At 65.9% G+C, this 25,364-nt stretch carries 18 protein-coding genes and 1 tRNA gene; 10 read left to right on the top strand and 9 right to left on the bottom strand.

The genetic code is table 11. The annotated features are described in order from the left end of the window. Positions 1-73 precede the first annotated feature (73 nt). The 6 genes from relA to pirR all read right to left on the bottom strand — a co-directional run bounded on the left by relA (position 74) and on the right by pirR (position 9,432). Positions 74-2,317: a GTP diphosphokinase gene (relA, locus tag LJF27_RS28110; RefSeq protein WP_003086042.1), complete on the bottom strand. Its 2,244-nt coding sequence runs from the start codon at positions 2,315-2,317 to the stop codon at positions 74-76. An 84-nt stretch (positions 2,318-2,401) separates the two neighbouring features. Continuing rightward, positions 2,402-3,754 carry a 23S rRNA (uracil(1939)-C(5))-methyltransferase RlmD gene (gene rlmD, locus LJF27_RS28105; protein WP_003102417.1) on the bottom strand — a complete coding sequence of 451 codons (1,353 nt, stop codon included), beginning with the start codon at positions 3,752-3,754 and terminating at the stop codon, positions 2,402-2,404. A gap of 8 nt (positions 3,755-3,762) precedes the next feature. Next, a complete protein-coding gene (gene cysM / locus LJF27_RS28100; RefSeq protein WP_003102419.1) occupies positions 3,763-4,662 on the bottom strand; it encodes a cysteine synthase B in 900 nt (299 codons plus the stop codon). Positions 4,663-4,911: 249 nt separating this feature from the next. Next, positions 4,912-7,140, bottom strand: a complete 2,229-nt coding sequence (gene pirA / locus LJF27_RS28095; protein ID WP_023103453.1) for a TonB-dependent siderophore receptor PirA — start codon at positions 7,138-7,140, stop codon at positions 4,912-4,914. Between the two features lie 235 nt (positions 7,141-7,375). Continuing rightward, complete coding sequence (gene pirS, locus LJF27_RS28090; protein ID WP_010895528.1) at positions 7,376-8,713, bottom strand: sensor histidine kinase PirS; 1,338 nt, start codon at positions 8,711-8,713, stop codon at positions 7,376-7,378. Then, the gene (pirR, locus tag LJF27_RS28085) at positions 8,713-9,432 is read right to left on the bottom strand and encodes a response regulator transcription factor PirR (protein ID WP_003102425.1); all 720 of its coding nucleotides are present in this window, start codon (positions 9,430-9,432) and stop codon (positions 8,713-8,715) included. The genes pirS and pirR overlap by 1 nt, the downstream gene beginning before the upstream one ends. Positions 9,433-9,617: 185 nt before the next feature. On the opposite strand from pirR, the gene gacS reads away from it, so the two are divergent. From gacS to LJF27_RS28060, 5 genes are all read left to right on the top strand, one after another. Further along, entirely contained in the window at positions 9,618-12,395 is a 2,778-nt protein-coding gene (gacS, locus tag LJF27_RS28080; RefSeq protein ID WP_003102426.1) for a two-component system sensor histidine kinase GacS, read from the top strand. A gap of 2 nt (positions 12,396-12,397) precedes the next feature. Beyond that, a complete protein-coding gene (locus tag LJF27_RS28075; protein ID WP_003112591.1) occupies positions 12,398-13,387 on the top strand; it encodes a 2-hydroxyacid dehydrogenase in 990 nt (329 codons plus the stop codon). Between the two features lie 35 nt (positions 13,388-13,422). Next, positions 13,423-13,848 (top strand): hypothetical protein, encoded by a 426-nt coding sequence (locus tag LJF27_RS28070; protein WP_003112592.1) that lies wholly within the window; start codon positions 13,423-13,425, stop codon positions 13,846-13,848. A gap of 67 nt (positions 13,849-13,915) precedes the next feature. Next, the gene (locus tag LJF27_RS28065) at positions 13,916-14,323 is read left to right on the top strand and encodes an META domain-containing protein (RefSeq protein WP_003112593.1); all 408 of its coding nucleotides are present in this window, start codon (positions 13,916-13,918) and stop codon (positions 14,321-14,323) included. 112 nt (positions 14,324-14,435) lie between these two features. Then, positions 14,436-16,364, top strand: a complete 1,929-nt coding sequence (locus LJF27_RS28060; protein WP_003112594.1) for a sulfatase-like hydrolase/transferase — start codon at positions 14,436-14,438, stop codon at positions 16,362-16,364. A 6-nt stretch (positions 16,365-16,370) separates the two neighbouring features. Here LJF27_RS28060 and dinB read toward each other — a convergent pair whose 3' ends face one another. Further along, positions 16,371-17,420: a DNA polymerase IV gene (dinB, locus tag LJF27_RS28055; RefSeq protein ID WP_003086018.1), complete on the bottom strand. Its 1,050-nt coding sequence runs from the start codon at positions 17,418-17,420 to the stop codon at positions 16,371-16,373. A 146-nt stretch (positions 17,421-17,566) separates the two neighbouring features. Between dinB and LJF27_RS28050 the strand changes: the two genes are divergently transcribed. Then, positions 17,567-17,643 (top strand) — tRNA-Met (locus tag LJF27_RS28050). Positions 17,644-17,821: 178 nt separating this feature from the next. Then, complete coding sequence (locus LJF27_RS28045; protein WP_003086015.1) at positions 17,822-18,136, top strand: hypothetical protein; 315 nt, start codon at positions 17,822-17,824, stop codon at positions 18,134-18,136. Positions 18,137-18,150: 14 nt separating this feature from the next. Here the strand turns inward: LJF27_RS28045 and LJF27_RS28040 are convergent, their stop codons facing one another. Further along, entirely contained in the window at positions 18,151-18,510 is a 360-nt protein-coding gene (locus tag LJF27_RS28040) for a hypothetical protein (RefSeq protein ID WP_003104747.1), read from the bottom strand. Positions 18,511-18,758: 248 nt separating this feature from the next. On the opposite strand from LJF27_RS28040, the gene mprF reads away from it, so the two are divergent. From mprF to LJF27_RS28025, 3 genes are all read left to right on the top strand, one after another. Next, complete coding sequence (gene mprF, locus LJF27_RS28035) at positions 18,759-21,404, top strand: bifunctional lysylphosphatidylglycerol flippase/synthetase MprF (protein WP_003123231.1); 2,646 nt, start codon at positions 18,759-18,761, stop codon at positions 21,402-21,404. A 1-nt stretch (position 21,405) separates the two neighbouring features. Continuing rightward, positions 21,406-22,689, top strand: a complete 1,284-nt coding sequence (locus tag LJF27_RS28030) for a virulence factor family protein (RefSeq protein ID WP_003112596.1) — start codon at positions 21,406-21,408, stop codon at positions 22,687-22,689. Between the two features lie 160 nt (positions 22,690-22,849). Further along, positions 22,850-23,398: a cytochrome b gene (locus LJF27_RS28025; protein ID WP_003112597.1), complete on the top strand. Its 549-nt coding sequence runs from the start codon at positions 22,850-22,852 to the stop codon at positions 23,396-23,398. Positions 23,399-23,452: 54 nt separating this feature from the next. Here the strand turns inward: LJF27_RS28025 and LJF27_RS28020 are convergent, their stop codons facing one another. Further along, positions 23,453-25,357, bottom strand: a complete 1,905-nt coding sequence (locus LJF27_RS28020) for a potassium transporter Kup (protein ID WP_003104754.1) — start codon at positions 25,355-25,357, stop codon at positions 23,453-23,455. Positions 25,358-25,364: the final 7 nt, after the last annotated feature.

The raw sequence follows: 25,364 nt of genomic DNA, 5'->3' as shown, positions 1-25,364 counted from the left end.
GCATTCTGCCCTTTCCGGAAACGAAAAGGCCACGGGCAGCCTGCGAGCGCCCGTGGCCTGTTTCCGCCTCGCCTCAAGGCGTACGGTTGCGCCGCGCCTCGATGATGTTGGGCAGTTGCGAGACGCGCGCCAGCAGGCGTCCAAGAGCGTCCAGACCGGGAATCTCGATGGTCAGTTGCATGGTCGCGGTGTTGTCTTCCTTGTTCGAACGGGTATTCACCGCCAGAACGTTGATCCGCTCGTTGAGCAGCACCTGGGACACGTCGCGCAACAGGCCGGAACGATCATAGGCACGGATCGCGATATCCACCGGATAGGTGCGAACCGGCTCCGGCCCCCAGCTGACCTGGATCATCCGCTCCGGTTCGCGTCCCGCCAGTTGCAGCGCGGTGGCGCAATCCTGGCGGTGGATGGTGACCCCACGGCCCAGCGTGATGTAGCCGACGATGGGATCTCCCGGCAGCGGCTGGCAGCAGCCGGCCATCTGCGTCAGGAGGTTGCCGACACCCTGGATCTGCACGTCGCCGCGCTTGCCGTGGCCGATCTTGCTCGGCTTGCGCGGGATCAGTTCGAGTTGCTCGCTGTCGCGGTCCGGCTCGACCAGTTGCTGGGCATAGTTGACCAGGTGCGCCAAGCGCAGGTCGCCGGCGCCGAGAGCGGCGAACATATCCTCGGCGGTACGCACGTTGGCCTTCTCCGCCAGCCGGTCGAAATCCACCGGCGGCAGCGCCAGGCGCGACAGCTCGCGTTCGATCAGGGCCTTGCCGGCAGCGACGTTCTGGTCCCGCGCCTGCAGCTTGAACCAGTGGACGATCTTCGCCCGCGCCCGGGAGGTGGTGACGTAGCCCAGGTTGCTGTTCAGCCAGTCGCGGCTCGGACCGCTGTGCTTGCCGGTGATGATCTCGACCTGCTCGCCGGTCTGCAGGCTGTAGTTCAGCGGCACGATGCGTCCGTTGATCTTCGCCCCGCGGCAGTTGTGCCCGACTTCAGTGTGGACCCGATAGGCGAAATCCAGCGGGGTCGCGCCCTTGGGCAGGTCGATGGCATGGCCGTCGGGAGTGAAGACGTAGACCCTGTCCGGCTCGATATCGACCCGCAGTTGCTCCGCCAGGCCACCGATGTCGCCCAGTTCCTCGTGCCATTCGAGCACCTGGCGCAGCCAGGAGATCTTTTCCTCGTAATGGTTGGAGCTGGCCTTGACGTCGGTCCCCTTGTAGCGCCAGTGCGCGCAGACTCCGAGCTCCGCCTCTTCGTGCATGGAGTGGGTACGGATCTGTACTTCCAGCACCTTCCCCTCGGGGCCGATCACTGCGGTATGCAGCGAGCGATAGCCGTTTTCCTTGGGGTTGGCGATGTAGTCGTCGAACTCCTTGGGAATGTGCCGCCAGAGGGTATGCACGATGCCCAGCGCGGTGTAGCAGTCGCGCATCTCCGGAACGAGCACGCGCACGGCGCGAACGTCGTAGATCTGGCTGAAGTCCAGGCCCTTGCGCTGCATCTTGCGCCAGATCGAATAGATGTGTTTCGCCCGTCCGCTGAGATCGGCCTGTACGCCGGTGGCCGCGAGAGCTTCCTTCAACTGGCTCATCACGTTGGCGATGTACTGCTCGCGATCCAGCCGGCGCTCGTGCAGCAGCTTGGCGATCTGCTTGTACTGGTCGGGCTCGAGGTAACGGAAGGACAGGTCCTCCAGCTCCCACTTGATATGCCCGATGCCCAGGCGGTGGGCCAGCGGCGCGTAGATATCGAAGACTTCCCGGGCGACGCGGTGGCGCTTTTCCTCGTCGGCGTTCTTCACCGCGCGAATGGCGCAGGTGCGCTCGGCCAGCTTGATCAGGGCGACGCGAACGTCGTCGACCATCGCCACCAGCATCTTGCGCAGGTTCTCCACCTGCGCCTGGGTACCCAGCACCATGGAATGGCGCGGATTGAGGCTGGCGCTGATCGCGGCCATGCGCAGCACGCCCTCGATCAGCTTGGCCACCACCGGCCCGAAATGCTTGTTGACCGCTTCCAGGGTGATCTTGCCTTCCCGCACGCCTCGATAGATGACCGCGGCGACCAGGGACTCCTGATCCAGCTTGAGATCCGCGAGGATCTCGGCGATTTCCAGTCCGGTCTGGAAGCTGGACGTGCCTTCCGCCCAGGAGTTCTGTGCGGCGATCGCTCGCTGCTCGGATTCGCGAGCGAACTCGCAAGCCTCCAGCAAGCCCTGACGATCGAGCCCGGGGACGAGGTTCTGGACGTGGTCCAGCCAGGCCTCGAGGTTGATACTGCCGTCGGTGTTGACCGGCTGGTGCGCTCTCACCTGTACCATCTTGCCTACCCTTTACCACGGTGCGCGTAGCCCACCGATGACTGCGCCAGCCTTCGAACGGGCTGGTCGGATTACGCAGGCATCCTAGCCTGCCTCGAACAAAGCCATGGCCTCGACATGTGCGGTCTGCGGAAACATATCGAGGATTCCGGCGCGCTTCAGACGATAGCCCTGCCTGGCCATTTCGCCAGCATCGCGCGCCAGGGTCGCCGGATTGCAGGATACATAGACTACCCTCCGGGCACCCAGAGAACTCATTTCGCGTACCGCCTCGAACGCGCCGTCGCGCGGCGGATCGAGCAGCACAGCGGTAAAACCTTGCTCCGCCCAGGGCGCTTCGGCAAGCGCTTTGGACAGGTCGGCCTGGAAAAAGTGCGCGTTGCCAAGGCCATTGGCCAGCGCGTTGGCGCCTGCCCGCTCGACCATCGCCGCCACGCCCTCCACCCCGACTACCCGCGCCACCCGGCGCGCCAGCGGCAGGGAGAAATTGCCCAGCCCGCAGAACAGGTCGAGGACCCGCTCGTCGGCGGTCGGCGCCAGCCAGTCAAGGGCCTGGCGGATCATCGACTCGTTCACCGGCGCATTGACCTGGACGAAGTCTCCGGGTCGGTATGCCAGAGTCAGTTGCCAGTCACCCAAGGAGTAGCCCAGTTCGGCGGCCGGCTCCACCGGCAAGGGCTGTTCCGCACCTTGCAGCCAGAGCTGGGCCTGGTGTGCGGAGCAGAAAGCGGCCAGGCGCTGGCGATCCTCGTCGACCAGGGCAGTCGTATGCCGCAACAGCAATGCACTGGCCGTGCCATGGAAGAGCTCCACGTGGCCGATGCTTTCCGGCTTGCGGAAGTCCTGCAGAAGAGCAGGCAGGGCACGGGCAATCGTTTGCAAAGGCGGCACCAGGACCAGGCACTCATCGAAGGCGACGATCTCCTGGCTGGCCGAGGCACGGAAGCCGACATCCAGACGCCGCGCCCTGGCATCCCAGCGCACGGCGATCCGAGCGCGGCGCCGATAGCCGAATTCGGGCCCGACCAGAGGGGCGGCCCATTCTTCCGGCTCGATCCCGGCGAAACGCTGCAACTGCTCCTGCAAGGTACGCTGCTTCAGGGCCAACTGCTCGCCGTGTTCCAGGTGCTGCAGGGTGCAGCCGCCGCAGCGACCCGCTACAGTGCAGGGCTCGCGGCGACGCAGGTCGCTACTGCTGAACAGGCGCTCGCTGCGCGCGTCGACCACCTTGCTTCGTGCGCCCAGCACCCGGGCCTCAAGTTCCTCGCCAGGCAGCCCTCCGCTGACGAACCAGGTCATCCCCGCCTCGTGGGCGATACCTCGGCCGTCATGGGCCAGGCGCTCGATGGTCAGGCGCTGCTTCTTGCCTACCGGTATCGCGGGACCGCGCGCACCACCGCTGGGCTGGAAGCGCAGCCCGCCCTTATTTCTGGCCATGGACATGCTCAGCGCGGGTCATAGACGCCGGAAGACAGGTAGCGGTCGCCGCGGTCGCAGATGATCGCCACCAGCACGGCATTCTCCAGTTCGCGGGACAGGCGCAGCATCGCCGCCACCGCCCCACCGGAGGACACGCCGCAGAAGATGCCTTCCTCGCGGGCCAGCCGGCGCATGATGTCCTCGGCTTCGTCCTGGTGCATGTCGACGACCCGGTCGACGCGACTGGCGTCATAGATCTTCGGCAGGTATTCCTGCGGCCAGCGTCGGATTCCCGGGATGGCCGAGCCCTCCATGGGTTGCAGGCCGACGATCTGCACCGCCGGGTTCTGCTCCTTGAGGTAGCGCGAGACGCCCATGATGGTCCCGGTGGTGCCCATGGAGCTGACGAAATGGGTGATGCTGCCGCCGGTCTGCTGCCAGATTTCCGGGCCGGTGCTGTGGTAATGGGCTTCCGGGTTGTCGCCATTGGCGAACTGGTCGAGGACCTTGCCGCGGCCTTCGCGCTGCAGCTTGTCGGCCAGATCGCGCGCGCCCTCCATGCCCTCTTCCTTGCTGACCAGAATGAGCTCGGCGCCATAGGCGGTCATCGCCGCCTTGCGTTCGGCCGTGGAGTTGTCCGGCATGATCAGGATCATCTTGTAACCCTTGATCGCCGCCGCCATGGCCAGGGCGATGCCGGTGTTGCCGGAAGTAGCCTCGATCAGCGTATCGCCGGGGCGGATGTCGCCGCGCAGTTCGGCACGGGTGATCATCGACAGGGCCGGGCGGTCCTTCACCGATCCCGCCGGGTTGTTGCCTTCGAGCTTCACCAGCAGGGTATTGGAGGTTTCCCCGGGAAGGCGCTGCAGACGCACCAGAGGGGTATTGCCAACGCAGTCGGCGATAGTCGGGTACTGCACGGTCATGGAGGCACTCGTTCGGCACTGACGGTAAAGGCTGAGCATGATACCGGGAAACTGGGGCCGGACCCTAGCACCGCAATATCCGGTCATGCATGCCGATTCAGCCGAAAGACCGCCCGAAACGGCATGCGATGCGATGACCAGAGGCGTCCGAAGAGAAAACCTGGCGTTGGACAGCCGATGCCTGACCAACGCCAAAGAAAGGTCCGACAGGCGTTGCGCCTGCCGGTGAAAGCGCGTTGGCCGCGGCGATCAGAACGAGGTGGTCATCGAAACGTAGTAGGCGCGACCCGGCTCGTTGTAGGTTGCCGCGCCGGCGTCGAAGGAGTTGCCCTGGCGGTACAGGCGCTTGTCGAAGAGGTTGCTTACCCCGCCCCGTACGCTCAGGTTCTCGCTGAAGGTGTAGCCGGCGCTGACGCCCCAGATGCCATAGGTACCCACCTCTTTTCGCGAGACCACCGGCGTGTTGCGGCTGGTGCCATGCTTCGGCGGCTCCTGGCGGCCGTAGATGGTGCTGGTCAGTTGGGTGGAAAGACGCTCGCTGGCCTGCCAGTCCAGGGTCGAGTTCAGGGTGTACTCGGGGATCACCGAAAGCGGGTTGCCGGTGTCCTTGTCCTTGGATTGCAGCATATAGGTCAGGTTGGTGCTCCAGCTCAGGTCCTCGTGCAGGGGGACCAGCAGGTTGCCTTCCAGGCCCTCGACCACTGCTTTCTTCGCGTTGCTCCATTGCAGGATGTTGTTGCCGGTCCCGGTCTGTCCCATGACATCCAGCGGCGCGACGATCTTGTTCTTGTAGTCGTTGCGGAAGTAGGTGAGCCCGGCGACCCAGCCATCGCGCCGGAACTCGATGCCCAGTTCCTTGTTTACGCTGGTCTCGGCGTCCAGGTTCTCGTTGCCGACCAGGTAGCAGCCGCCGCTGCTAGTCTGGATCGGGCAACCGTTGCCACGGGTATAGAGCAGGTAGTTCGGGTTGCTCTGGTACAGGTTGGGCGCCTTGAAGGCCCGTGCGATACCGGCCTTGACCGTGAAGTATTCGCCGAGCGTTTGGGAAGCGTTCAGGCTCGGGCTCCAGTTCAGGCCGAAGTCGCTGTGATCGTCCAGGCGCAGCCCGGGGGTGAGCATGGTGCCGGGGCGCAGTTCGATATTGTCTTCCACGTACAGCGCGCGGATCTCCGCCTTGCTTTTCGGGCTTCGCGAGCCGGCCGCGGGGGTCCCCGGCAAGCTATCGCTTCCCACGAAGCCCTGCTTGAGCGAGGACGGGTCGTTGAGGGTTTCCTTGTTCCACTCCGCGCCCACCGTCAGCACCTGCTCGAACAACGCATGCAACGGAAGGTTGAGTTCGCCGCTGAGGCGATAGTTCTCCAGCTTGCTGGTGCTGAACGAACGGTCGGCGCTGATCTGCCCCTCGACGGAACCGGCCAGCCCCTCCTCCAGACGGTTGTTGCGGGTGGAGTCGTACTGGGCGACGAACCTGGAAGTACCGAACGACCAGGTCCCGTTGTGGGTGATGGCGTAGTTCTCGCGATACATGCGGTTGGTCTCCGCACCGTCGTCGGCGAGTCCCTGGGTATTGGCGGTGCCGTTGTTGTTCTGGGTATCGCCGGCATAGATATTGCCCTGTCGGCTGAAGCCCGCTTCGAAATCGACGACCTGGTCGGGGGTCACCTGCCACGACAGCATCCCGCTGAGATCGCGATTGCGTACCCCTTCGCGTCCGGCCACGGTACGGCTCGGGTTGACGGTATGTCCGAGGTTGATGTCGGTATCGTCCGAATCGGTCTTGTTCGCGCTGCCGTACGCGCGGAAGCTCAAGGCTTCGGTCAGCGGCCCGCTAAGGCTGAAGTTGGCGCGGCGCGTGGCGCCATCCTTGGAGCTTTCCGGAATGTTGGTGAACACCGTCATGGAACCACGCAAACGATCGGTCGGGCGCTTGGTGATGATGTTGACTACCCCGCCCGCCGCGCCGGAACCGTAGCGTGCCGCCGCGGGCCCACGGAGGACCTCGATGCGCTCGACCTCCTCCGGCGGCACCCAGTTGCTGTCGCCGCGGGTGTCGCGTTCGCCGCGCCAGCCGTAGCGCACCGAGTTGCGCGAGCTGACCGGTTTGCCGTCGACCAGGATCAGGGTGTTCTCCGGCCCCATGCCGCGGATGTCGATCTGCCGGTTGTTGCCGCGCTGGCCGCTGGAACTGTTGCCGGTGAGGTTGACCCCGGGCATGGTGCGGATGATCTCGGAGAGATCGTTCACCGGCGGGCGCTTCCTGATGTCCTCGGCGGTGATGATGGATACCCCCGGTGCCTGCTTGAGCTCCTGTTCGGCGGTGCCCAGCACCACCTCGTCACCCAGCTGGACCACCGATTCGGCGCGTTCGTCCAGTTCTTCCAGGCGCTCGTCCTCGGCCAGGGCCTGCCCGCCCAGCAGGCTCGATGAAGCGAAAAGGACGGCAGCGGCGAGATGGCCGCGACGGAATTGGGGGTACATGCGTGACTACTCCTGTCGAGGGAAAACGGGTAGCAGGCGAGCCACGAGGGATACGTTGACGTTTTTTCTGAAGCCTGGGTCGCCGGCGTTGCGCGGGTGACGTCTCGGCACGGGTAGGACAGGGCGCAGACCCGGAACAAGGCCGGCCGAGGAGATCGGCACGGATGATAATCATTAACAAAAGAGAGTAAAGATCATTTACATCCAGGCCAAATGTAAAGGCACCTGCGCCTCGCTAGGCAGAAGGCAGCACCAGGCACAGGCGCAGCCCCGGATCGGCGGCTTCCGCCCATAGGCGGCCGCCCTGGAGCACCACGGCGCGACGGGCAATGCTCAGTCCCAGGCCGAAGCCCTTGCCGGTACGTGCCGAAGACAGCCGGGTGAACGGGCGGAAGATGGTCTCCAACTGGTGCTCGGCCACACCCTCGCCCTGGTCTTCCAGGCAAAGCCACCAGCAACTTCCTTCGCGCCGACCATGCAGGCGGATCACGCCGCCTTCCGGCGAATGCCGGATGGCGTTGCGCAGCAGGTTCTCCAGGGCCTGGGCAAGTGCATTGAGGTTGCCACGCACGACACAATCCTCGGGCAGAGCGCTGCGGAACCGCTCGGCGGCCCAGCCGCTTTCGAAGCGTGCGTTCTCCACCAGCAGGTCCCATAACGCCGGGATGGAAATGTCCTCCAGCGCCAATACCGGGCGTTCGGTGTCCATCCAGGCCAGCTCCAGGGTGTTGTCCACCAGTTGCTGCATGCCCTGTACCTCCTGCTCCAGGCGCTCGCGCAGGAGCTGCGCGGACAGCGTGCCCTCTGCCGCCACCTGCAGGCGCGCCAGCGGCGTGCGCAGCTCGTGGGAGAGATCGCGGAGCAGTTGGCGCTGCAACACCATGTGCTCGTCGAGTCGCTCGGCCATATGGTCGAACGCCCGCCCCAGATCGCCCAACTCGTCGCTGCGCCGGCTGATCTCTGCCTGCGTACGCGCCGTCAGGTCGTTGCCGCGCAGGGCATTGGCCTGCGCTCGCAGGCGTCCCAGCGGCACTATCCAGCGCCGATACAGCAACACTCCCAGCAGCAGGGCCAGCCCGGCCGGCACCAGGCCATGGGTGACCAGGCGCTTGGCCGGCGACAAGCCGGGAGGGACGAACTCGGCGGGAAGACGCAGGACCACCCGGCCTTGCTCCGGATGTTCGGGGAAGCGCAGGCTGATGAACGGCCGCGACAACGAGCGGGAGCTCATCGGCCAGTCGACGCCCCGCAGGAAAGTCAGGCGCTCGGCTTCCTCCGTGGTGAGCGGACGACTGCCCAGCGATTGCAGCCGTCCGTCGAGCACGACCACCCAGTCCAGCGCCCGCTGGCGCGGCTCGGCCAGCCAACGGTCGATGCCCTCGCGGCCATCGTCGAGCCAGGCACGTTCGGCTCGCCGCGCATAATCCGCCAAGGCGGAGCGGGCTTCGGCGGACAGGTAGTAACCCTTCAGTTCGGCACTGCGTCCCCAGGTCCAGGACAGCCATACCGATAGCAGGAAGAACGCCACCAGCACCAGGGCCAGGCGCCAGAACAGCGAATGACGGTTGGGCATCATGGCGCCGGTGTCAGGACGTAACCCTTGCCCCAGACGGTATGCAACTGGTGACCGGCGTAACCGAGGCGTTGCAGCTTGCGCCGCAGGTGACTGACGTGCATGTCCAGGCTGCGATCATGCTGGGTATGACCGCGGTGCAGGACATGCTGGTAAAGGAAGGCCTTGGTCAGGGTCTCGCCTTCCGCGGCGAGGAAGGTTTCCAGCAGGCGGTATTCGGTCGGCGTCAGGCCGGCGAACCGCTCGCCAAGGCTGACATCGCAGACATCGGCAGAGAATTGCAGCGAGGGCCGCGCCAGCGGTTCGGCGCAGCGGCCCGGCGCGCCCCCCCGCTCCAGGGCGATCCGACGCAGGATGGCATCGATGCGTACCCGCAGCTCGGCCAGGCTGAAAGGCTTCGGCAGATAATCGTCGGCGCCCTGGCTGAACCCGGCGATGCGGTCCTGCTCGGCGCCCAGGGCTGACATCAGGATCACCGGCAGCGCCTGCTCCTGGCGGAGTTGGCGAAGAATCTCGAGGCCATCGCGCCCGGGCAGCATGATGTCCATCAGGATCAGGTCATAGCCGCCGCTGCGCGCAGCCGCCAACCCCTCTTCCCCGTCTCGGCACCAGGTCACCTCGAAACCGCTGCCATTGAGGTGCTGGAACAGATGTGCGCCCAGTGTCGGATCGTCCTCGATGGCCAGCAGTCGGGGGTCGGGCGTCAGGGATGGGAACATGGCAGCCAAATAAGATTGATTAGCAATCGTGCCAGTATTCACGATCTTTCCGCTTCGTCGCAAGCCGAATCCGCCGGGCTGCGCACATCGGTGCAGATTCCCCTTCCGCGACCCGCTAAACTGCGCGGGGTAAACGTATGGCCGGGGAGCGTCGGCCATCCCGATCTGGCTCGACGGAGAGACGTGTGTTCAAGGATCTCGGCATCAAGGGGCGCGTACTGCTGCTCACCCTGCTCCCCACCAGCCTGCTGGCGATGGTGCTTGGCGGTTACTTCACCTGGGTCCAGCTGTCCGACATGCGCGCCCAGTTGATCGAGCGCGGGCAACTGATCGCCGAACAACTGGCGCCGCTGGCCGCCACCGCGCTGGCGCGAAAGGATACCGCCGTGCTCAACCGCATCGCCAACGAGGCGCTGGACCAACCGGACGTGCGCGCGGTGACCTTCCTCGACGCCCGCCAGGAACGCCTCGCCCATGCCGGGCCAAGCATGCTCACCGTCGCCCCGGCCGGCGACGCCAGCCATTTGAGCATGTCCACCGAACTGGACACCACGCACTTCCTGCTACCGGTTCTTGGCCGCCACCACAGCCTGTCCGGCGCCACCGAGCCTGACGACGAGCGCGTACTCGGCTGGGTCGAACTGGAACTGTCGCACCACGGGACTCTGCTGCGCGGATATCGCAGCCTGTTCACCAGCCTCTTGCTGATCGCCGCCGGCCTCGGCGTCACCGCCCTCCTCGCCCTGCGCATGAGCCGCGCGATCAACGCGCCGCTGGAACTGATCAGCCAGGGCGTCGCCCAGCTCAAGGAAGGCCGCATGGAAACCCGCCTGCCACCGATGGGCAGCAACGAGCTGGACGAACTGGCCTCTGGCATCAACCGCATGGCGGAAACGCTGCAGAGCGCCCAGGAGGAAATGCAGCACAACATCGACCAGGCCACCGAGGACGTACGGCAGAACCTGGAAACCATCGAGATCCAGAACATCGAGCTGGACCTGGCGCGCAAGGAGGCCCTGGAGGCGAGCAGGATCAAGTCCGAGTTCCTCGCCAACATGAGCCACGAGATCCGCACCCCGCTCAACGGCATCCTCGGTTTCACCAACCTGCTGCAGAAGAGCGAGCTCAGCCCGCGCCAGCAGGACTACCTCACGACCATCCAGAAATCGGCGGAAAGCCTGCTGGGGATCATCAACGAGATCCTCGATTTCTCGAAGATCGAGGCCGGCAAGCTGGTTCTGGAAAACCTCCCTTTCAATCTCCGCGACCTGATCCAGGACGCCCTGACCATGCTGGCTCCGGCCGCCCACGAGAAGCAACTGGAACTGGTCAGCCTGGTCTACCGGGATACCCCGATCCAATTGCAGGGCGACCCGCAGCGGCTGAAGCAGATCCTCACCAACCTGGTCGGCAACGCCATCAAGTTCACCCAGGGCGGCACCGTCGCCGTACGCGCCATGCTCGAGGACGAAAGCGACGACCGCGCGCAGCTGCGGATCAGCGTCCAGGACACCGGTATCGGCCTCTCCGAGGAAGACCAGCAAGCCTTGTTCAAGGCCTTCAGCCAGGCCGACAACTCACTGTCGCGGCAAGCCGGTGGCACCGGCCTGGGCCTGGTGATCTCCAAGCGCCTGATTGAGCAGATGGGCGGCGAGATCGGCGTCGACAGTACGCCTGGGGAAGGCGCCGAGTTCTGGATCAGCCTGAGTCTGCCGAAAAGTCGCGACGACAACGAGGAGCCGGGCGCCTCCTGGGCCGCGGGCCAACGCGTGGCGCTGCTCGAACCGCAGGAACTGACGCGCCGCTCGCTGCACCACCAGCTCACCGACTTCGGCCTGGAAGTGAGCGAATTCGCCGACCTCGACAGCCTCCAGGAAAGCCTGCGCAACCCGCCGCCCGGCCAGTTGCCGATCAGCCTGGCGGTGCTCGGCGTCTCGGCCGCGATCCATCCGCCGGAAGAGCTGAGCCAGTCGTTCTGGGAATTCGAACGGCTCGGCTGCAAGACCCTGGTGCTCTGCCCGACCACCGAGCAGGCGCAATACCACGCGACCCTGCCCGACGAACAGGTCGAGGCCAAGCCCGCCTGCACCCGCAAGCTGCAACGCAAGCTGCAGGAGTTGCTTCAAGTCCGCCCGACGCGCAGCGACAAGCCCCACGCCATGGTTTCCGGACGGCCGCCACGGCTGCTATGCGTCGACGACAACCCGGCCAACCTGCTGCTGGTGCAGACCCTGCTCAGCGACCTCGGCGCCCAGGTCACCGCGGTGGACAGCGGCTACGCGGCCCTCGAGGTAGTGCAGCGCGAGCGCTTCGACCTGGTCTTCATGGACGTGCAGATGCCCGGCATGGACGGCCGCCAGGCCACCGAGGCGATCCGCCGCTGGGAGGCCGAGCGGGAAGTCAGCCCGGTGCCGGTGATCGCGCTCACCGCACATGCGCTTTCCAACGAGAAGCGCGCATTGCTGCAGGCCGGCATGGACGACTACCTGACCAAGCCGATCGACGAGCAGCAATTGGCCCAGGTAGTGCTGAAGTGGACCGGACTGAGCCTGGGCCAGTCGCTGGCCAGCATGAGCCGTGCGCCGCAGCTCGGCCAGTTGAGCGTGCTCGACCCCGAGGAAGGGCTGCGCCTGGCCGCCGGCAAGGCCGACCTCGCCGCCGACATGCTGGCGATGCTGCTGGCCTCGCTGGCGGCGGACCGCCAGGCGATTCGCCAGGCCCGCGACAACGACGACCGCACCGCTTTGCTCGAGAGGGTCCACCGGCTGCATGGCGCCACCCGCTACTGTGGCGTGCCGCAGTTGCGCGCGGCCTGCCAGACCAGCGAAACCCTGCTCAAGCAGAACGATCCGGCGGCGGCCGCGGCCCTGGACGAGCTGGACAAGGCCATCGAGGCCCTGGCCGACACTGCCTCGGCCACCACCCACCTGTCCTCCACCAGCCTCGACTCCAGCGAACTCTGACCATGCGCATCCTGTTCTTCAGCAGCCAGGCCTACGACAGCGAGAGCTTCCAGGCCAGCAACCACCGGCACGGCTTCGAACTGCACTTCCAGCAGGCCCACCTGCAGGCGGACACGGCGGTCCTCGCCCAGGGCTTCGAAGTAGTCTGCGCCTTCGTCAACGACGACCTCTCGCGGCCGGTGCTGGAACGCCTGGCGGCCGGCGGCACGCGCCTGGTCGCCCTGCGCTCGGCCGGCTACAACCACGTCGACCTGGCCGCCGCCGAAGCGCTCGGCCTGCCGGTGGTGCACGTCCCGGCCTATTCGCCGCACGCTGTCGCCGAGCACGCGGTCGGCCTGATCCTGACGCTCAACCGGCGCCTGCACCGCGCCTACAACCGGACCCGCGAGGGCGATTTCTCGCTGCATGGGCTGACCGGCTTCGACCTCCACGGCAAACGCGTCGGAGTGATCGGCACCGGACAGATCGGCGAGACCTTCGCCCGCATCATGGCCGGCTTCGGCTGCGAGCTGCTGGCCTACGATCCTTATCCCAATCCGCGCATCCAAGCACTCGGCGGCCGCTACCTGGCGCTCGACGCCCTGCTCGCCGAGTCCGACATCGTCAGCCTGCATTGCCCGCTGACCGCCGACACCCGCCACCTCATCGACGCGCAGCGCCTGGCGACGATGAAACCCGGCGCGATGCTGATCAATACCGGCCGTGGCGCCCTGGTGAACGCCGCGGCGCTGATCGAGGCGCTGAAGAGCGGACAACTGGGCTACCTCGGCCTCGATGTCTATGAAGAGGAAGCGGATATCTTTTTCGAGGATCGCTCCGACCAGCCCCTGCAGGATGACGTGCTGGCACGCCTGCTGAGCTTCCCCAACGTGGTGGTGACGGCCCACCAGGCCTTCCTTACCCGCGAGGCCCTGGCGGCGATCGCCGACACCACCCTGGACAACATCGCCGCCTGGCAGGACGGGACGCCGCGCAATCGGGTCCGGGCCTGATGGCGTGGTAGCATGCGCGGCTGATTGGAGGCTCCATGGCTGAACACGATTTCCGTTACACCCTGCTCAACCCGCAATACACCCTCAACGAATGCCGCGCGCTCTCCCCGGGGCGCTACCAGGTCACCGGCACCGGCGGCTCGATCAAGGCCGACGACGTGCTGCTGGTCAGCCTCAAGGGCAGCAAGACCCTGAGCATGCGCCTGACCGTGGAAAAGGTTCGCCACCTGATCAACCCACCCGGCCAGTGGCTGGCGGTCGCCCGCGGCCCGGCATTCCGCGAACTGGCGATCCATACCTGGCAGGTCGACTGCGACCAGTGCCAGGCTCGTCTCGACTTCGAGTTCGCCGTGGACGCCAGTCTCGGTCGCAAGGCCCTGGCGCCGGCCGCCGAAGAACGCATTCACGAACTGGGCTGGCGCAGCCGCGAAGGCAAGCACCTGTGCCCGAAATGCCAGTAGGGCGAACGCCCCGTCCGACCGACGGTCTGTGAACTATCGCCCGTACGAAATGCGCAAAGGAAACGCCATGAAACCCTCTCTCGCCCTCTTCGCCTCCGCCGCCCTGATCCTGGGCGGTTGCGCCAGCCAGGAGACCACCCTGGAAACCGAGCAGGCCTACCAGGTCGACTGGGTCGGGGCACAACCGACGATGGACTACAGCCACATCAGCCTGACCTTCGACGGCCAGGGCCGCGCCTTCGGCAATGGCGGCTGCAACCACTGGTTCGCCAGCTACACCCTGCAGGACGACCTCCTTCAGTTCGGCGCCATCGGCAGCACCCGCCGCCTGTGCGCAGCGGAGATCATGGAGCAGGAACGGCGCTTCCTGGCCCTGCTGCAGAGCGTCCAGCACTGGGACATTTCGCCGTCCGACGAGCTGCGCCTGTGGCCGGCCGAAGGCAAGCCGCTGCGCCTGGTTCCCGAGCACGACTGAAGCCTGAAGCGGCGCTACCCGGCGCCGCCCGTTTACATTTTTTTGACATCCATTTCATTCCCGCTTGACCACCACGTCCCTAGGCTTCCGCATCCTCGCCCGGAGACGCTTGATGTTCGCCCCACCCAGCACCGAGACACTCAACCGCTTCTTTCTGTTGTCGTGGCTGGTGGTGCTCTGGCAGGTGCTGCGCCTGCAGGACGGGATCGTCTTCGACGACGCCTGGCTGCCGCTCTGGAGCGTCGCTGCCAGCCTGAGCTACGCCTTCCTTTATATAGTCCCGGTGTACCTCGCCTGCCGACTGCTCCTGCATTTCCATGATCGCCTTCCCGTGCGCCTCAGTCCGTGGCTGGCAGGCGTGCTGGCCATCGTCGGCAGCGCGGCGGTACAGATACTGCTCTACGCCGACCGCACCCTCTACGACCTGTACGGATTCCACCTCAACGGTTTCAGCATCGGCCTGCTGGTCTCGCCCGGCGGCCTCTCCAGCCTCGGCAGCGGCGACGGCACCCTGCTCAGCGCAAGCCTGGCGGCCCTGGCCCTGCTCTGCCTGCAGGTGCTGCTGTACAGCGCCTGCCAGGTCAGCCGCGAACGCCTTCCCGCGCTCCCTCGGCGCGCCTGGCGCTACCTGTTGGCGGCCTTCCTCTGCCTGGCCCTGGGCGAACGCCTGGTCTATGCGTTCAGCTCCCTGCGCGACTACCGGCCGATCCTGCTGGCCAGCGAACGCTATCCGCTTTACCTGCCATTGACCGTCCGCAGCCTGGCGCGAAGCCTGGGCATCCAGCCGACGCCCACCCAGCGCGAGCTGCTCCAGCAGCAGAGCGACCTGCACTATCCTCTCCGGCCGCTGGAGATCAGCGCCCCGGCGCACCCATTGAACATCGTCTGGATCGTCGCCGAGTCGCTCCGCGGGGACATGCTCGATCCGCGCTACATGCCCAGGCTGTGGGACTTCTCCAACCGGGCGATCCGCCTGGACAACCACTACAGCAGCGGCAACCTGACCCAGATGGGCGTCTTCGGCATGTTCTACGGGCTGCACGGCGGCTACTGGGACGCCGTGCTGAAGGCCGGCCAGCCGCCGGTGCTCATGGAGGTACTCAGGCAGCAGAACTACCAGTTCCGGATCAATGCCGCGCAACGTTTCAGCTATCCGCCCTTCGACCGCAGCGTGTTCGTCAACCTGCGCCCCCAAGACCTGCACGTGCTGGATAGCCCGGAGCCTGCCTGGCAGCGCGACGCCCGGAACACCGACGACCTGCTGCGCTTCGTCGATCGCCGACTACCCGACCGGCCGTTCTTCGCCTGCCTGTTCCTCGAGTCGAGCCACGCCAACTACAGCTTCCGCGACGAGACCGCGAAAATCCGCCCCTATCTGGTCAACTTCAACTACCTGACCACCGATTTCCAGGCGCAGATGCCGCTGATCAAGAACCGCTACCTGAATGCCGTGCGCGAAGTCGATACACAGATCGGCCGCCTGCTGCAGCACCTGGAAAACCAGCACCTGCTGGAAAACACCGCGGTAGTGGTGCTCGGCGACCATGGGGAAGAGTTCATGGAACGCTCGCGCTGGGGCCACAATACCGAGTTCAATCGCTACCAGACCGGCACCGTCGCCGTGCTGAGCATTCCCGGACAGGCGCCCCGTGCCGTCCGCGGCATCACCAGCCACATCGACCTGCCCGCAACGCTCCTGCCGCTGCTGGGCGTACGCAATCCGCCCCGCGACTACTCGCTGGGACAGGACCTGCTCGCAGCGGACTACCATCGCGACTATGCGGTGAGCGCCGATACCACGCGCATCGCCTACCTGGGCGAAGGCTTCAAGGTGAGCTTCCCACTGCGTGGCGCGGACCGTCACCACGGTCCGGTGAGCGATGGCGACGACCGCCCGCTCGACGTGGAACAACAGGAAGCCATACGCGGCCCACTCCGTGCAGCACGCCTGGAACTGCTGCAGGATCTCGGCCGCTTCAGCGCCTTGCCGGTAGGGGAAGAGCCGTCGCCGCGGAACCTCGCGACTTCGTTGACGCCATGAGGAGCATCAGAACAACCTGAGTTGTTCGTGGGCGCCCTGCAGGTCGAGCAGGCGCACGCCGACGCCGATCAGGCGCACCGGACGATTGCCACGGGCAAAGGCCTGGCCGAGCAATTGCCGGTAGCTCTCCAGGTCGCGCCCGGCGCCGGACTGTTCCACCGTGGTCTGGGTGAAATCGTGAAACTTCAGTTTAACGAACGGCTTGTCCGGCCGATAACTGCCATCCAGGCGTTGCAGGCGTCCGTCCAGCTCCTCGAGCAGGGTCGGCAGTTCCTCCAGGCAAGCCGCCAGGTCCGGCAGGTCGCGATCGAAGGTACATTCGACGCTCACCGACTGGCGCCGGCTGTCGACTTCCACCGGTCGCTCGTCGATACCATGGGCCAGTCCCCACAGGCGTTCGCCGAAGCTGCCGAACTCGCGCACCAGGCTCAGCTTGCTGCCCTGGCGCAGGTCGGCGCAGGTGCGGATGCCCATCCGCGCCAGGCGCTCCGCCGTGACCTTGCCGACGCCATGCAACTTGGCCACCGGCAACTCGGCGACGAACCCGTCGACCTGCTCCGGGGTAATCACGAACAGCCCGTCCGGCTTGCGCCAGTCGCTGGCGATCTTGGCCAGGAACTTGTTCGGCGCGACGCCCGCCGAAACGGTGATGTGCAGCTCCTCGGCCACCCGGCGGCGGATGTCCTGGGCAATCCGCGTGGCGCTACCGGCGAAATGCGGCGAAGCGCTGACGTCCAGGTAGGCCTCGTCCAGCGAAAGCGGCTCGATCAGATCGGTATAATCGCGGAAGATCGCATGGATCTGCTTCGACACCGCCCGGTAGACATCGAAACGCGGGCGCACCACCAGCAGATCGGGACACAGCTTGAGCGCCGTGCGCATGGCCATCGCCGAGCGCACGCCATAGGCTCGCGCCTCGTAGCTGCAAGTGGCGACCACTCCGCGCTTGTCCGGCGAACCGCCAACCGCCAGCGCCTTGCCGCGCAGGCTGGGGTCGTCGCGCATCTCGAGGGCGGCATAGAAACAGTCGCAGTCTATATGGATGATTTTCCGCACCGGAATCTCGCTACAAGCCCCGCCGGGCCTGCCCCGGAGCGCTGAATTCTAACATTGGGCAAGCGCTAAGCATTTGAAGAAAAAACACTTTTTTCGAAAAATCGATTGACAGCCCGACGAGAGTCCGTAGAATGCGCCCACACAGACGCGGGATGGAGCAGTCTGGTAGCTCGTCGGGCTCATAACCCGAAGGTCGTTGGTTCAAATCCAGCTCCCGCAACCACATTCGAAAAGCCCCGGCACTAGCGATAGCGCCGGGGCTTTTTGCATTCCGCCCCTCCTGTTCCACTGCATCGCCTCGCCCTCCGTTCGCTCGCATCATCGCACATTTAACTGTATATTCGTACAGCCAGCTCAGCCTTCGATGAATGCTCGGTAACGGATACGGAAAGGACAGACAGATGCTGAACGTCGAACAATTGAAGCGCAGCGTGAACCGGATGGAACTCGACGACATCCGCCAGGCAGTGGACGAACTGCAGATGGACGGCCTGGTCACCGACGGCAAGACGCCGTTCACCCGCGTGCACTTCAACACCTGCTTCGCCGAGATCGAGGCGCTGTTCCAGCGCGCCGGCTTCCACCGGCCGCTCGATGTGGTCGGCTACCAGGGCGAGATCTATGCGTTGTACGACCCCTCTCGCTGGGAGGCCGTGGAAGTGCTGCGCTGGTTGAAGGAATACCGCGAGGAATCGCGTCACCTGACTCCGGCGTGAGCGCAATGCCTGCGTCAGCGCAACTCGTGTGCCAGGCGCGCGCAGGCCATCCCCACGACCAGCATCACCAGCGGACCGAAGGCCCGCATGGAGATCCGCGCAAGGCTCCAGGACTCTTTCGCAGCGAACAGGCTTGCCGGATTCACCGAATAGACCAGCAGGGAACCGCAGAACAGCCCCAGGCCCAGCAGGCCCAGGCGGCGCAACCAACCGTCGTGGCGGAGCAACACCACCAGCAGGGCGCCGTACAACAGGCAATCGACCCGCGCCACCGAGTCCTTGACCTGCAACGACTGTTCCCAATCCCCCAGCCACCATCCAGCGGCCACGCCCAGCACGACTCCGGCGCCGACATGAATGCCCGCCTGGATCATCGTCACCCTTCCCCCCTCGGAAATGGTCGGACAGTGCAAGCCGCCACTATGCCCACGGCAAGCTGAACCATCGCTGAACGAATACTAGCAAATGGCCTTCGGCCACTTCGCCGACGCAACTCCTGCAAAACCCGGCGGTCTTCTCCCTGTGACAGGACGCCGCCCCGCACAGAAAAAATCTGCTGCGACCACTTGGGAACTCGCCCGAGAGGCCATACTCTGTCGCGCAAATTCCCATGAGGTGGCTGATGCGCACCGACGCTCCCGTTCCAGAACATCCCGCTCCACCCAGCTCTCCCGCGTCCCCACAACGCATCCGGCTGATCGATCGGATTACCGCCTACCGCCAGCCCATCGGCCTGGTCTTCACCTTGCTGCTGTTCGGCCTGGCGCTGGTGGCCTGCTACCACCTGCTACGGGAGATCGATCCCGGCGCCCTCCACGATGCCATCGCCGACGTGCCCAGGCCGGCGCTGCTCGGCGCCCTGAGCGCGACCGCCCTCGGCTTCGTCATCCTGCTCGGCTACGAGTGGTCGGCCAGCCGCTTCGCTGGCGTCACGCTGCCCATGCGCAGCCTGGCCACCGGCGGCTTCAGCGCCTTCGCCATCGGCAATGCGGTAGGCCTGTCGCTGCTTTCCGGCGGCTCCGTACGCTACCGACTGTATTCCCGGCATGGCATCGGCGCTGCCGAAATAGCCCGGATGACGCTATTTGCCAGCCTTTCCCTGGGCTGCGCACTGCCGGTGCTGGCGGCACTCGCCGCACTCTGCGACCTCGACGATGCGGCGTCGGCGCTGCACCTGCCCCGCGCCCTGGTCGCCGTCATCGCGATCGCCGTCCTGTCGCTGGCTGTCGGCCTGGTGGCGTTCCTGGCCCGGCACCGTCTGCCGGGAGAACGGCCGTCCCCCGACAGCCTGCTGGTCCGCCTCGGCCGCCGCAGCCTGCGCCTGCCAGGCCTGCGCCTATCGCTGCTGCAACTGCTGATCACCGCCCTCGACGTCGCCGCCGCCGCTACCGTCCTTTATCTGTTGCTGCCGGAAACCCCACCCTTCGCGGCGTTCCTGCTGGTCTACCTGCTCGCCCTGGCCGCCGGCGTGCTCAGCCACGTACCGGGCGGAGTCGGGGTGTTCGAGGCGGTGCTGCTGGCCGCGTTCGCCGGCCAACTGGGCGCCGCGCCGCTGGCCGCGGCCCTGCTCTTGTACCGCTTGATTTATGTGGTACTGCCACTGCTGCTGGCCTGCCTTTTGTTGCTGTTCCTCGAAGCGCGCCGGTTGTGGGTGACGCGCCAGGCGATCCGCGTCGCCTCGGGTTTCGCCGCACCGATCCTGGCGATCCTGGTCTTCCTCTCCGGTGTCGTGCTGCTGTTTTCCGGCGCCACACCGGCGATCGACACCCGCCTGGAACACCTCGGTTTCCTCATTCCACATCGCCTGATCGATGCCTCGCACCTGGTCGCCAGCCTGATCGGCGTGCTCTGCCTCCTGCTCGCGCAGGGTTTGCGCCGACGGCTGTCGGCCGCCTGGGCCCTGACCCTGGTGCTGTTGCTGGTGGGCGCCCTGCTTTCGCTGCTGAAAGGCTTCGACTGGGAGGAAGCCAGCCTGCTGAGCCTGACCGCCGCGCTGCTCGCCATGTTCCGCCGCTCCTTCTACCGTCCCAGCCGGCTGATGGAAGTACCCTTCTCGCCGCTTTACGTAGGCGCCAGCATCTGCGTGGTCGGCGCCTCGGTCTGGCTGCTGCTGTTCGCCAACCAGGACGTGCATTACAGCAACCAGCTCTGGTGGCAGTTCGCCCTGGACGCCGACGCCCCGCGCGCCCTGCGCGCCGCCCTCGGCAGTTGCCTGCTGCTCCTGGCCCTGGCCCTTGGCTGGCTGCTGCGCGCGGCACCGCCGGCGATCCGCGAGCCGAACGCGGAAGAGCTGCAGCGCGCGGCGCGGATCATCCGCCACTCGGACCAGCCGGATGGCGGCCTGGCCCTGACCGGCGACAAGGCCCTGCTCTTCCATGAGAGCGACGACGCTTTCCTCATGTACGCCCGCCGCGGTCGCAGCATGATCGCCCTGTACGACCCGATCGGCCCGGCCATGCAGCGCGCCGAACTGATCTGGCAGTTCCGCGACCTCTGCGACCTGCACCATGCCCGCCCGGTGTTCTACCAGGTGCGTGCCGAGAACCTGCCGTTCTACATGGACATTGGCCTGACCGCCCTCAAGCTCGGCGAAGAAGCGCGAGTCGACCTGCTGCGCTTCGACCTGGAGAACAAGGGCAAGGAAATGAAAGACCTGCGCTACACCTGGAACCGCGGCCAGCGCGACGGCCTGGCCCTGGAGTTCCATGAACCGGGCCAGGCTCCGCTGGACGAGCTGAAGGCGATATCGGACGCCTGGCTGGGCGGCAAGCAGGTGCGCGAGAAAGGCTTCTCCTTGGGCCGCTTCACCCCGACGTACCTGAACTTCTTCCGCATCGCCATGGTCCGCCACCAAGGCAAGCCGGTGGCCTTCGCCAACCTGCTGGAGACCGACAGCCGCGAACTGGCGAGCCTCGACCTGATGCGCGTGCACCCGGACGCGCCGAAGCTGACCATGGAGTTCCTCATGCTCGGCCTCATCCTCCACTACAAGGCCCAGGGCCACGCGCGCTTCAGCCTCGGCATGGTGCCGCTGGCCGGGCTCCAGCCAAGGCGCGGCGCACCGTTGACCCAGCGCCTGGGCGCGCTGGTCTTCCGGCGGGGCGAACAGTTCTACAATTTCCAGGGGCTGCGACGCTTCAAGGACAAGTTCCAGCCCGACTGGGAACCCCGCTACCTGGCCGTGCCAGCCGGGCTCGACCCGCTGGTGGCCCTGGCCGATACCGCCGCGCTGATCGCCGGCGGCCTGACTGGATTGGTGAAACGCTGATATGTCTGTCGTGAAACGTCACTGGCGCCGTTTTCTGGTCGCCGCCCTGGTGCTGATCGTCGGTGCCGCCCTGCTGCTCTGGAGCCGACCGGCGGCCCAGGCGAAACTGGAAGCCCTGGACCTCGACGACGGCGGCCACGCCACCCTTGCCGAACCCGGCGAGAAGCCGCGCTCGCGGGTGGTGGTGATCGCCGCCCCCGAACAGCAATTGAACGACGCCCAGATGCTGAACCTGGCTCACGACAGCGCCGCCCGGGTGATCCAGTACTTCCCTCCGGAAAACGGCGATTGCAGGGCGCAGCAGTCCCGGCTCGAAGCGGTCATTGCCCGCCTCGGCGGCAAGCCGAACCTGGTCGCCGGCATCGGCCCGGGCTCGACCACCGCCTGGCGCTGGCTCGCCAGCCAGGACGACGACAAGGCCAAGGCGCTCTCGGTCGGCTTCGACATTGCCCTGGCCGAGCGCGACTGCGACGCCCCGCTGCCGCACCAGGCGTCGCACGGCCAGTGGCTGCTGGCCTGGAACGACAACCCGGACGACGACACCGCAGTCTTCGTCCGCAAGCAGTCGAGCGCGGAAACCAGCATCAGCGACTACGACACCCCGCTGTCCGACGTGCTCGCCCATCAGTTGCGCCTGCAACTGCAAGGCAACGCCGAGGCCCTGCCGGTACTCGAGGTCCCCGCGGCGCAACCCTCGGACATCGTCACCCTGTTCTATTCCGGCGACGGCGGCTGGCGCGACCTGGACAAGGACTCTGCCGAGCATATGGCCAGCATGGGCTACCCGGTGGTCGGCATCGACACCCTGCGCTACTACTGGCAACACAAGAGCCCGGAACAGAGCGCCGCCGACCTCTCCAAGCTGATGCAACACTACCGCGAGAAGTGGGGCGCGAAACGTTTCGTCCTGGCCGGCTACTCGTTCGGCGCCGACATCCTGCCGGCGATCTACAACCGCCTGCCCGGAAAGGACCAGCAGCAAGTGAAAGCCATGCTGCTGCTGGCGCTGGCGCGGACCGGCAGCTTCGAGATCGAAGTGGAAGGCTGGCTGGGCAAGGCCGGCGAGGAAGCCGCCACCGGCCCGGAAATGGCCAGATTGCCGGCAGCCAAGGTGTTCTGCATCTATGGCGCCGAAGAAAAGGACGAAAGCGGCTGTACCCAATCCCAGGCCGTCGGCGAGAAGCTCGAACTGCCGGGCGGCCACCACTTCGACGAGGACTACCTGTCCCTGGCGAAGAAGATGCTCCAGGCCATCCGCGACCGCGAGAACGCTCCCGACGCCTGATCGCGATCAAGCTCTCCCCGCTCCGCCCTTCTTGTCCCCGGTCGGCGCCAGCTAGACTGAGCCTGCCGGGGGCATTCAGGCTGGCTTCAGCGGAGCCGCCGAGAATACCGGCCGACCCGCCGCAGAGCGGGCTCCCGAGAGCCGAAGAGAAGGAACCGTGATGAGCTGGAAAAACACCGAATCCCGTTATGGGAGCCTGACCATTGCCCTGCACTGGCTGACCCTGCTGCTGATCGCCGGGGTCTACGCCTGTATCGAACTGAAGGGCAATTTCCCCAAGGGCAGCGAAACCCGCGAACTGCTCAAGCAATGGCACTTCATGCTTGGCCTGAGCGTTTTCCTGCTGGTCTGGTTGCGCCTGCTGGTGCGCCTGGCCACCCCTACCCCGCGCATAGAGCCCGCCATCCCCGCCTGGCAGGCGACGCTGGCCAGGCTGATGCACTACGCCCTCTACCTGATGATGATCGGCCTGCCCTTCGCCGGCTGGCTGATCCTCAGCGCCGCCGGCAAGCCGATACCGTTCTTCGGCCTGGAGCTACCGCCGCTGGTCGACAAGAACCCCGACCTCGCCGGGCAAATCAAGGAATGGCACGAAACCATCGGCAACGCCGGTTATTTCCTGATCGGCCTGCACGCCGCCGCGGCGCTCTTCCATCACTTCGTCAGCCGCGACAACACCCTGGTACGGATGCTGCCGCAACGGCGCTGAGAAACGCGCAAAAAAACGCGCCCAATCGGGCGCGCTTTTTTGCAGCGGAGCGGATCAGATCTCGACCTGGGTTCCCAACTCGATCACCCGGTTGAGCGGCAGGTTGAAATAGCGCAGGTTGCCGTTGGCGTTCTTCAGCAGGAAGGCGAACAACCCCTCGCGCCAGCGCGCCATGCCGATGCGCTTGGATGGAATCACCGTCTCCCGGCTGAGGAAGTAGGTGGTGCGCATCGGGCTGAAGTCCAGTTCGTTGAGATGGCACAGGCGCAAGGCAGCCGGGATGTCTGGCTCTTCCATGAAGCCGAAGTGCAGGATCACCCGAAAGAATCCGTCGCCATAGGCCTCGACCTCGAAACGGCGATCCGGCGAAACCCGTGGGCTGTCTTCGTTGACCACGGTGAGCAGCACCACCTGCTCGTGCAGCACCTGGTTGTGCAACAGGTTGTGCAGCAGCGCGTGAGGCACCGCGTCGGTACGCGCGGTAAGGAACACCGCGGTCCCCTGGACCCGGTGCGGCGGCTGCACGCGCATGCTGGAAATGAACACCGAGAGCGGCAGAGAGCCCTCGTCGAGACGCTCCACCAGCAGTTGGCGGCCACGCTTCCAGGTGGACATCAGGATGAAGATGACGATACCCGCGATGACCGGGAAGGCGCCGCCCTGGATCACCTTGGGCAGGTTGGCGGCGAAGAACAGGCTGTCCACCGCGAGCATCACGCAGAAGAACGGGACGCCCAGCCACAGCGGCCATTTCCACAGGCGCCAGATCACCACGCCCATCAGCAGGGTGGTGATCAGCATGGTTCCGGTCACCGCCACGCCGTAGGCAGCCGCCAGCGACGCCGAGGACTCGAAGCCGAGCACCAGCAGGACCACGCCGACCATCAGCGCCCAATTCACCCCGCCGATGTAGATCTGCCCCTGCTCGTGGCTCGAAGTGTGCTGGATGGTCATCCGCGGCACGTAGCCGAGCTGGATGGCCTGGCGGGTCAGGGAGAAGGCGCCGGAGATCACCGCCTGGGAGGCGATCACCGTGGCCAGGGTGGACAGCGCCACCATCGGCAGCAGCGCCCAGCCCGGCGCCAGCAGGTAGAAGGGGTTGCGCGCCGCCTCGGCGTTGGAAAGGATGGTCGCGCCCTGGCCGAAGTAGTTCAGCACCAGCGCCGGCAGCACCAGCAGGAACCAGGCACGGGCGATCGGCTTGCGACCGAAGTGGCCCATGTCGGCGTACAGCGCCTCGGCGCCGGTCAGCGCCAGTACGGTGGCGCCGAGGATGGCGACACCGATGCCGGGATGCGAGCTGAAGAAACGCACGGCCCATACAGGGTTCATCGCCTGCAGCACTTCCGGCTGCTGGATCACCCCGTAGACGCCCAGCGCCGCCAGGGCGCCAAACCAGAGCACCATGACCGGGCCGAACAGGATGCCGATCCGCGCGGTGCCGTGCTTCTGGATCAGGAACAGGCCGATCAGCACGATAAGCGCCAGCGGTACCGTCCAGTGCTCCAGGCCGTCGAAGGCGATCTCCAGCCCTTCTACCGCCGACAGTACCGAGATCGCCGGGGTGATCATGCTGTCGCCGTAGAACAGCGCCGCGCCGATCAGGCCGGCAACCACCACGAAAGTCTGCAGCCTGCCGAACGGCGCCGCCGCCCGGCGCGCCAGGGCCGACAGCGCCATCACCCCGCCCTCGCCCTGGTTGTCGGCACGCAGGACGAAGATCACGTACTTGATGGAAACGACCCAGACCAGCGACCAGAAGATCAGCGAGAGCACGCCAAGGACGCCATCGTGGTTGGCCTGCACCCCGTAGCCGCCGATGAAGACCTCTTTCAGGGTATACAAGGGACTGGTGCCGATATCCCCATAGCAGACTCCAACCGCCCCGACCATCAGGCCGATGGCAGAGCTGGAATGCCCCTCCGACGTCTCCTCGGCACGCGTCGCTGCATCACTCATGAAACGC

Origin of the sequence: Pseudomonas sp. 203-8, assembly GCF_020708595.1 — a bacterium.
In the GTDB taxonomy this organism is placed as follows: domain Bacteria; phylum Pseudomonadota; class Gammaproteobacteria; order Pseudomonadales; family Pseudomonadaceae; genus Pseudomonas; species Pseudomonas aeruginosa.
This window is presented reverse-complemented; position numbering and strand designations above follow the sequence as displayed.

Coding starts and splice junctions, on each gene's coding strand:
- LJF27_RS28075 (WP_003112591.1), top strand. CDS start 12,398: ATGCGCATCCTGTTCTTCAGCAGCCAGGCCTACGACAGCGAGAGCTTC.
- LJF27_RS28070 (WP_003112592.1), top strand. CDS start 13,423: ATGGCTGAACACGATTTCCGTTACACCCTGCTCAACCCGCAATACACC.
- LJF27_RS28030 (WP_003112596.1), top strand. CDS start 21,406: ATGTCTGTCGTGAAACGTCACTGGCGCCGTTTTCTGGTCGCCGCCCTG.
- LJF27_RS28025 (WP_003112597.1), top strand. CDS start 22,850: ATGAGCTGGAAAAACACCGAATCCCGTTATGGGAGCCTGACCATTGCC.
- pirA (WP_023103453.1), bottom strand. CDS start 7,140: ATGTACCCCCAATTCCGTCGCGGCCATCTCGCCGCTGCCGTCCTTTTC.
- pirR (WP_003102425.1), bottom strand. CDS start 9,432: ATGTTCCCATCCCTGACGCCCGACCCCCGACTGCTGGCCATCGAGGAC.
- LJF27_RS28065 (WP_003112593.1), top strand. CDS start 13,916: ATGAAACCCTCTCTCGCCCTCTTCGCCTCCGCCGCCCTGATCCTGGGC.
- LJF27_RS28040 (WP_003104747.1), bottom strand. CDS start 18,510: ATGATCCAGGCGGGCATTCATGTCGGCGCCGGAGTCGTGCTGGGCGTG.
- cysM (WP_003102419.1), bottom strand. CDS start 4,662: ATGACCGTGCAGTACCCGACTATCGCCGACTGCGTTGGCAATACCCCT.
- pirS (WP_010895528.1), bottom strand. CDS start 8,713: ATGCCCAACCGTCATTCGCTGTTCTGGCGCCTGGCCCTGGTGCTGGTG.
- rlmD (WP_003102417.1), bottom strand. CDS start 3,754: ATGGCCAGAAATAAGGGCGGGCTGCGCTTCCAGCCCAGCGGTGGTGCG.
- mprF (WP_003123231.1), top strand. CDS start 18,759: ATGCGCACCGACGCTCCCGTTCCAGAACATCCCGCTCCACCCAGCTCT.
- LJF27_RS28020 (WP_003104754.1), bottom strand. CDS start 25,357: ATGAGTGATGCAGCGACGCGTGCCGAGGAGACGTCGGAGGGGCATTCC.
- LJF27_RS28045 (WP_003086015.1), top strand. CDS start 17,822: ATGCTGAACGTCGAACAATTGAAGCGCAGCGTGAACCGGATGGAACTC.
- relA (WP_003086042.1), bottom strand. CDS start 2,317: ATGGTACAGGTGAGAGCGCACCAGCCGGTCAACACCGACGGCAGTATC.
- LJF27_RS28060 (WP_003112594.1), top strand. CDS start 14,436: ATGTTCGCCCCACCCAGCACCGAGACACTCAACCGCTTCTTTCTGTTG.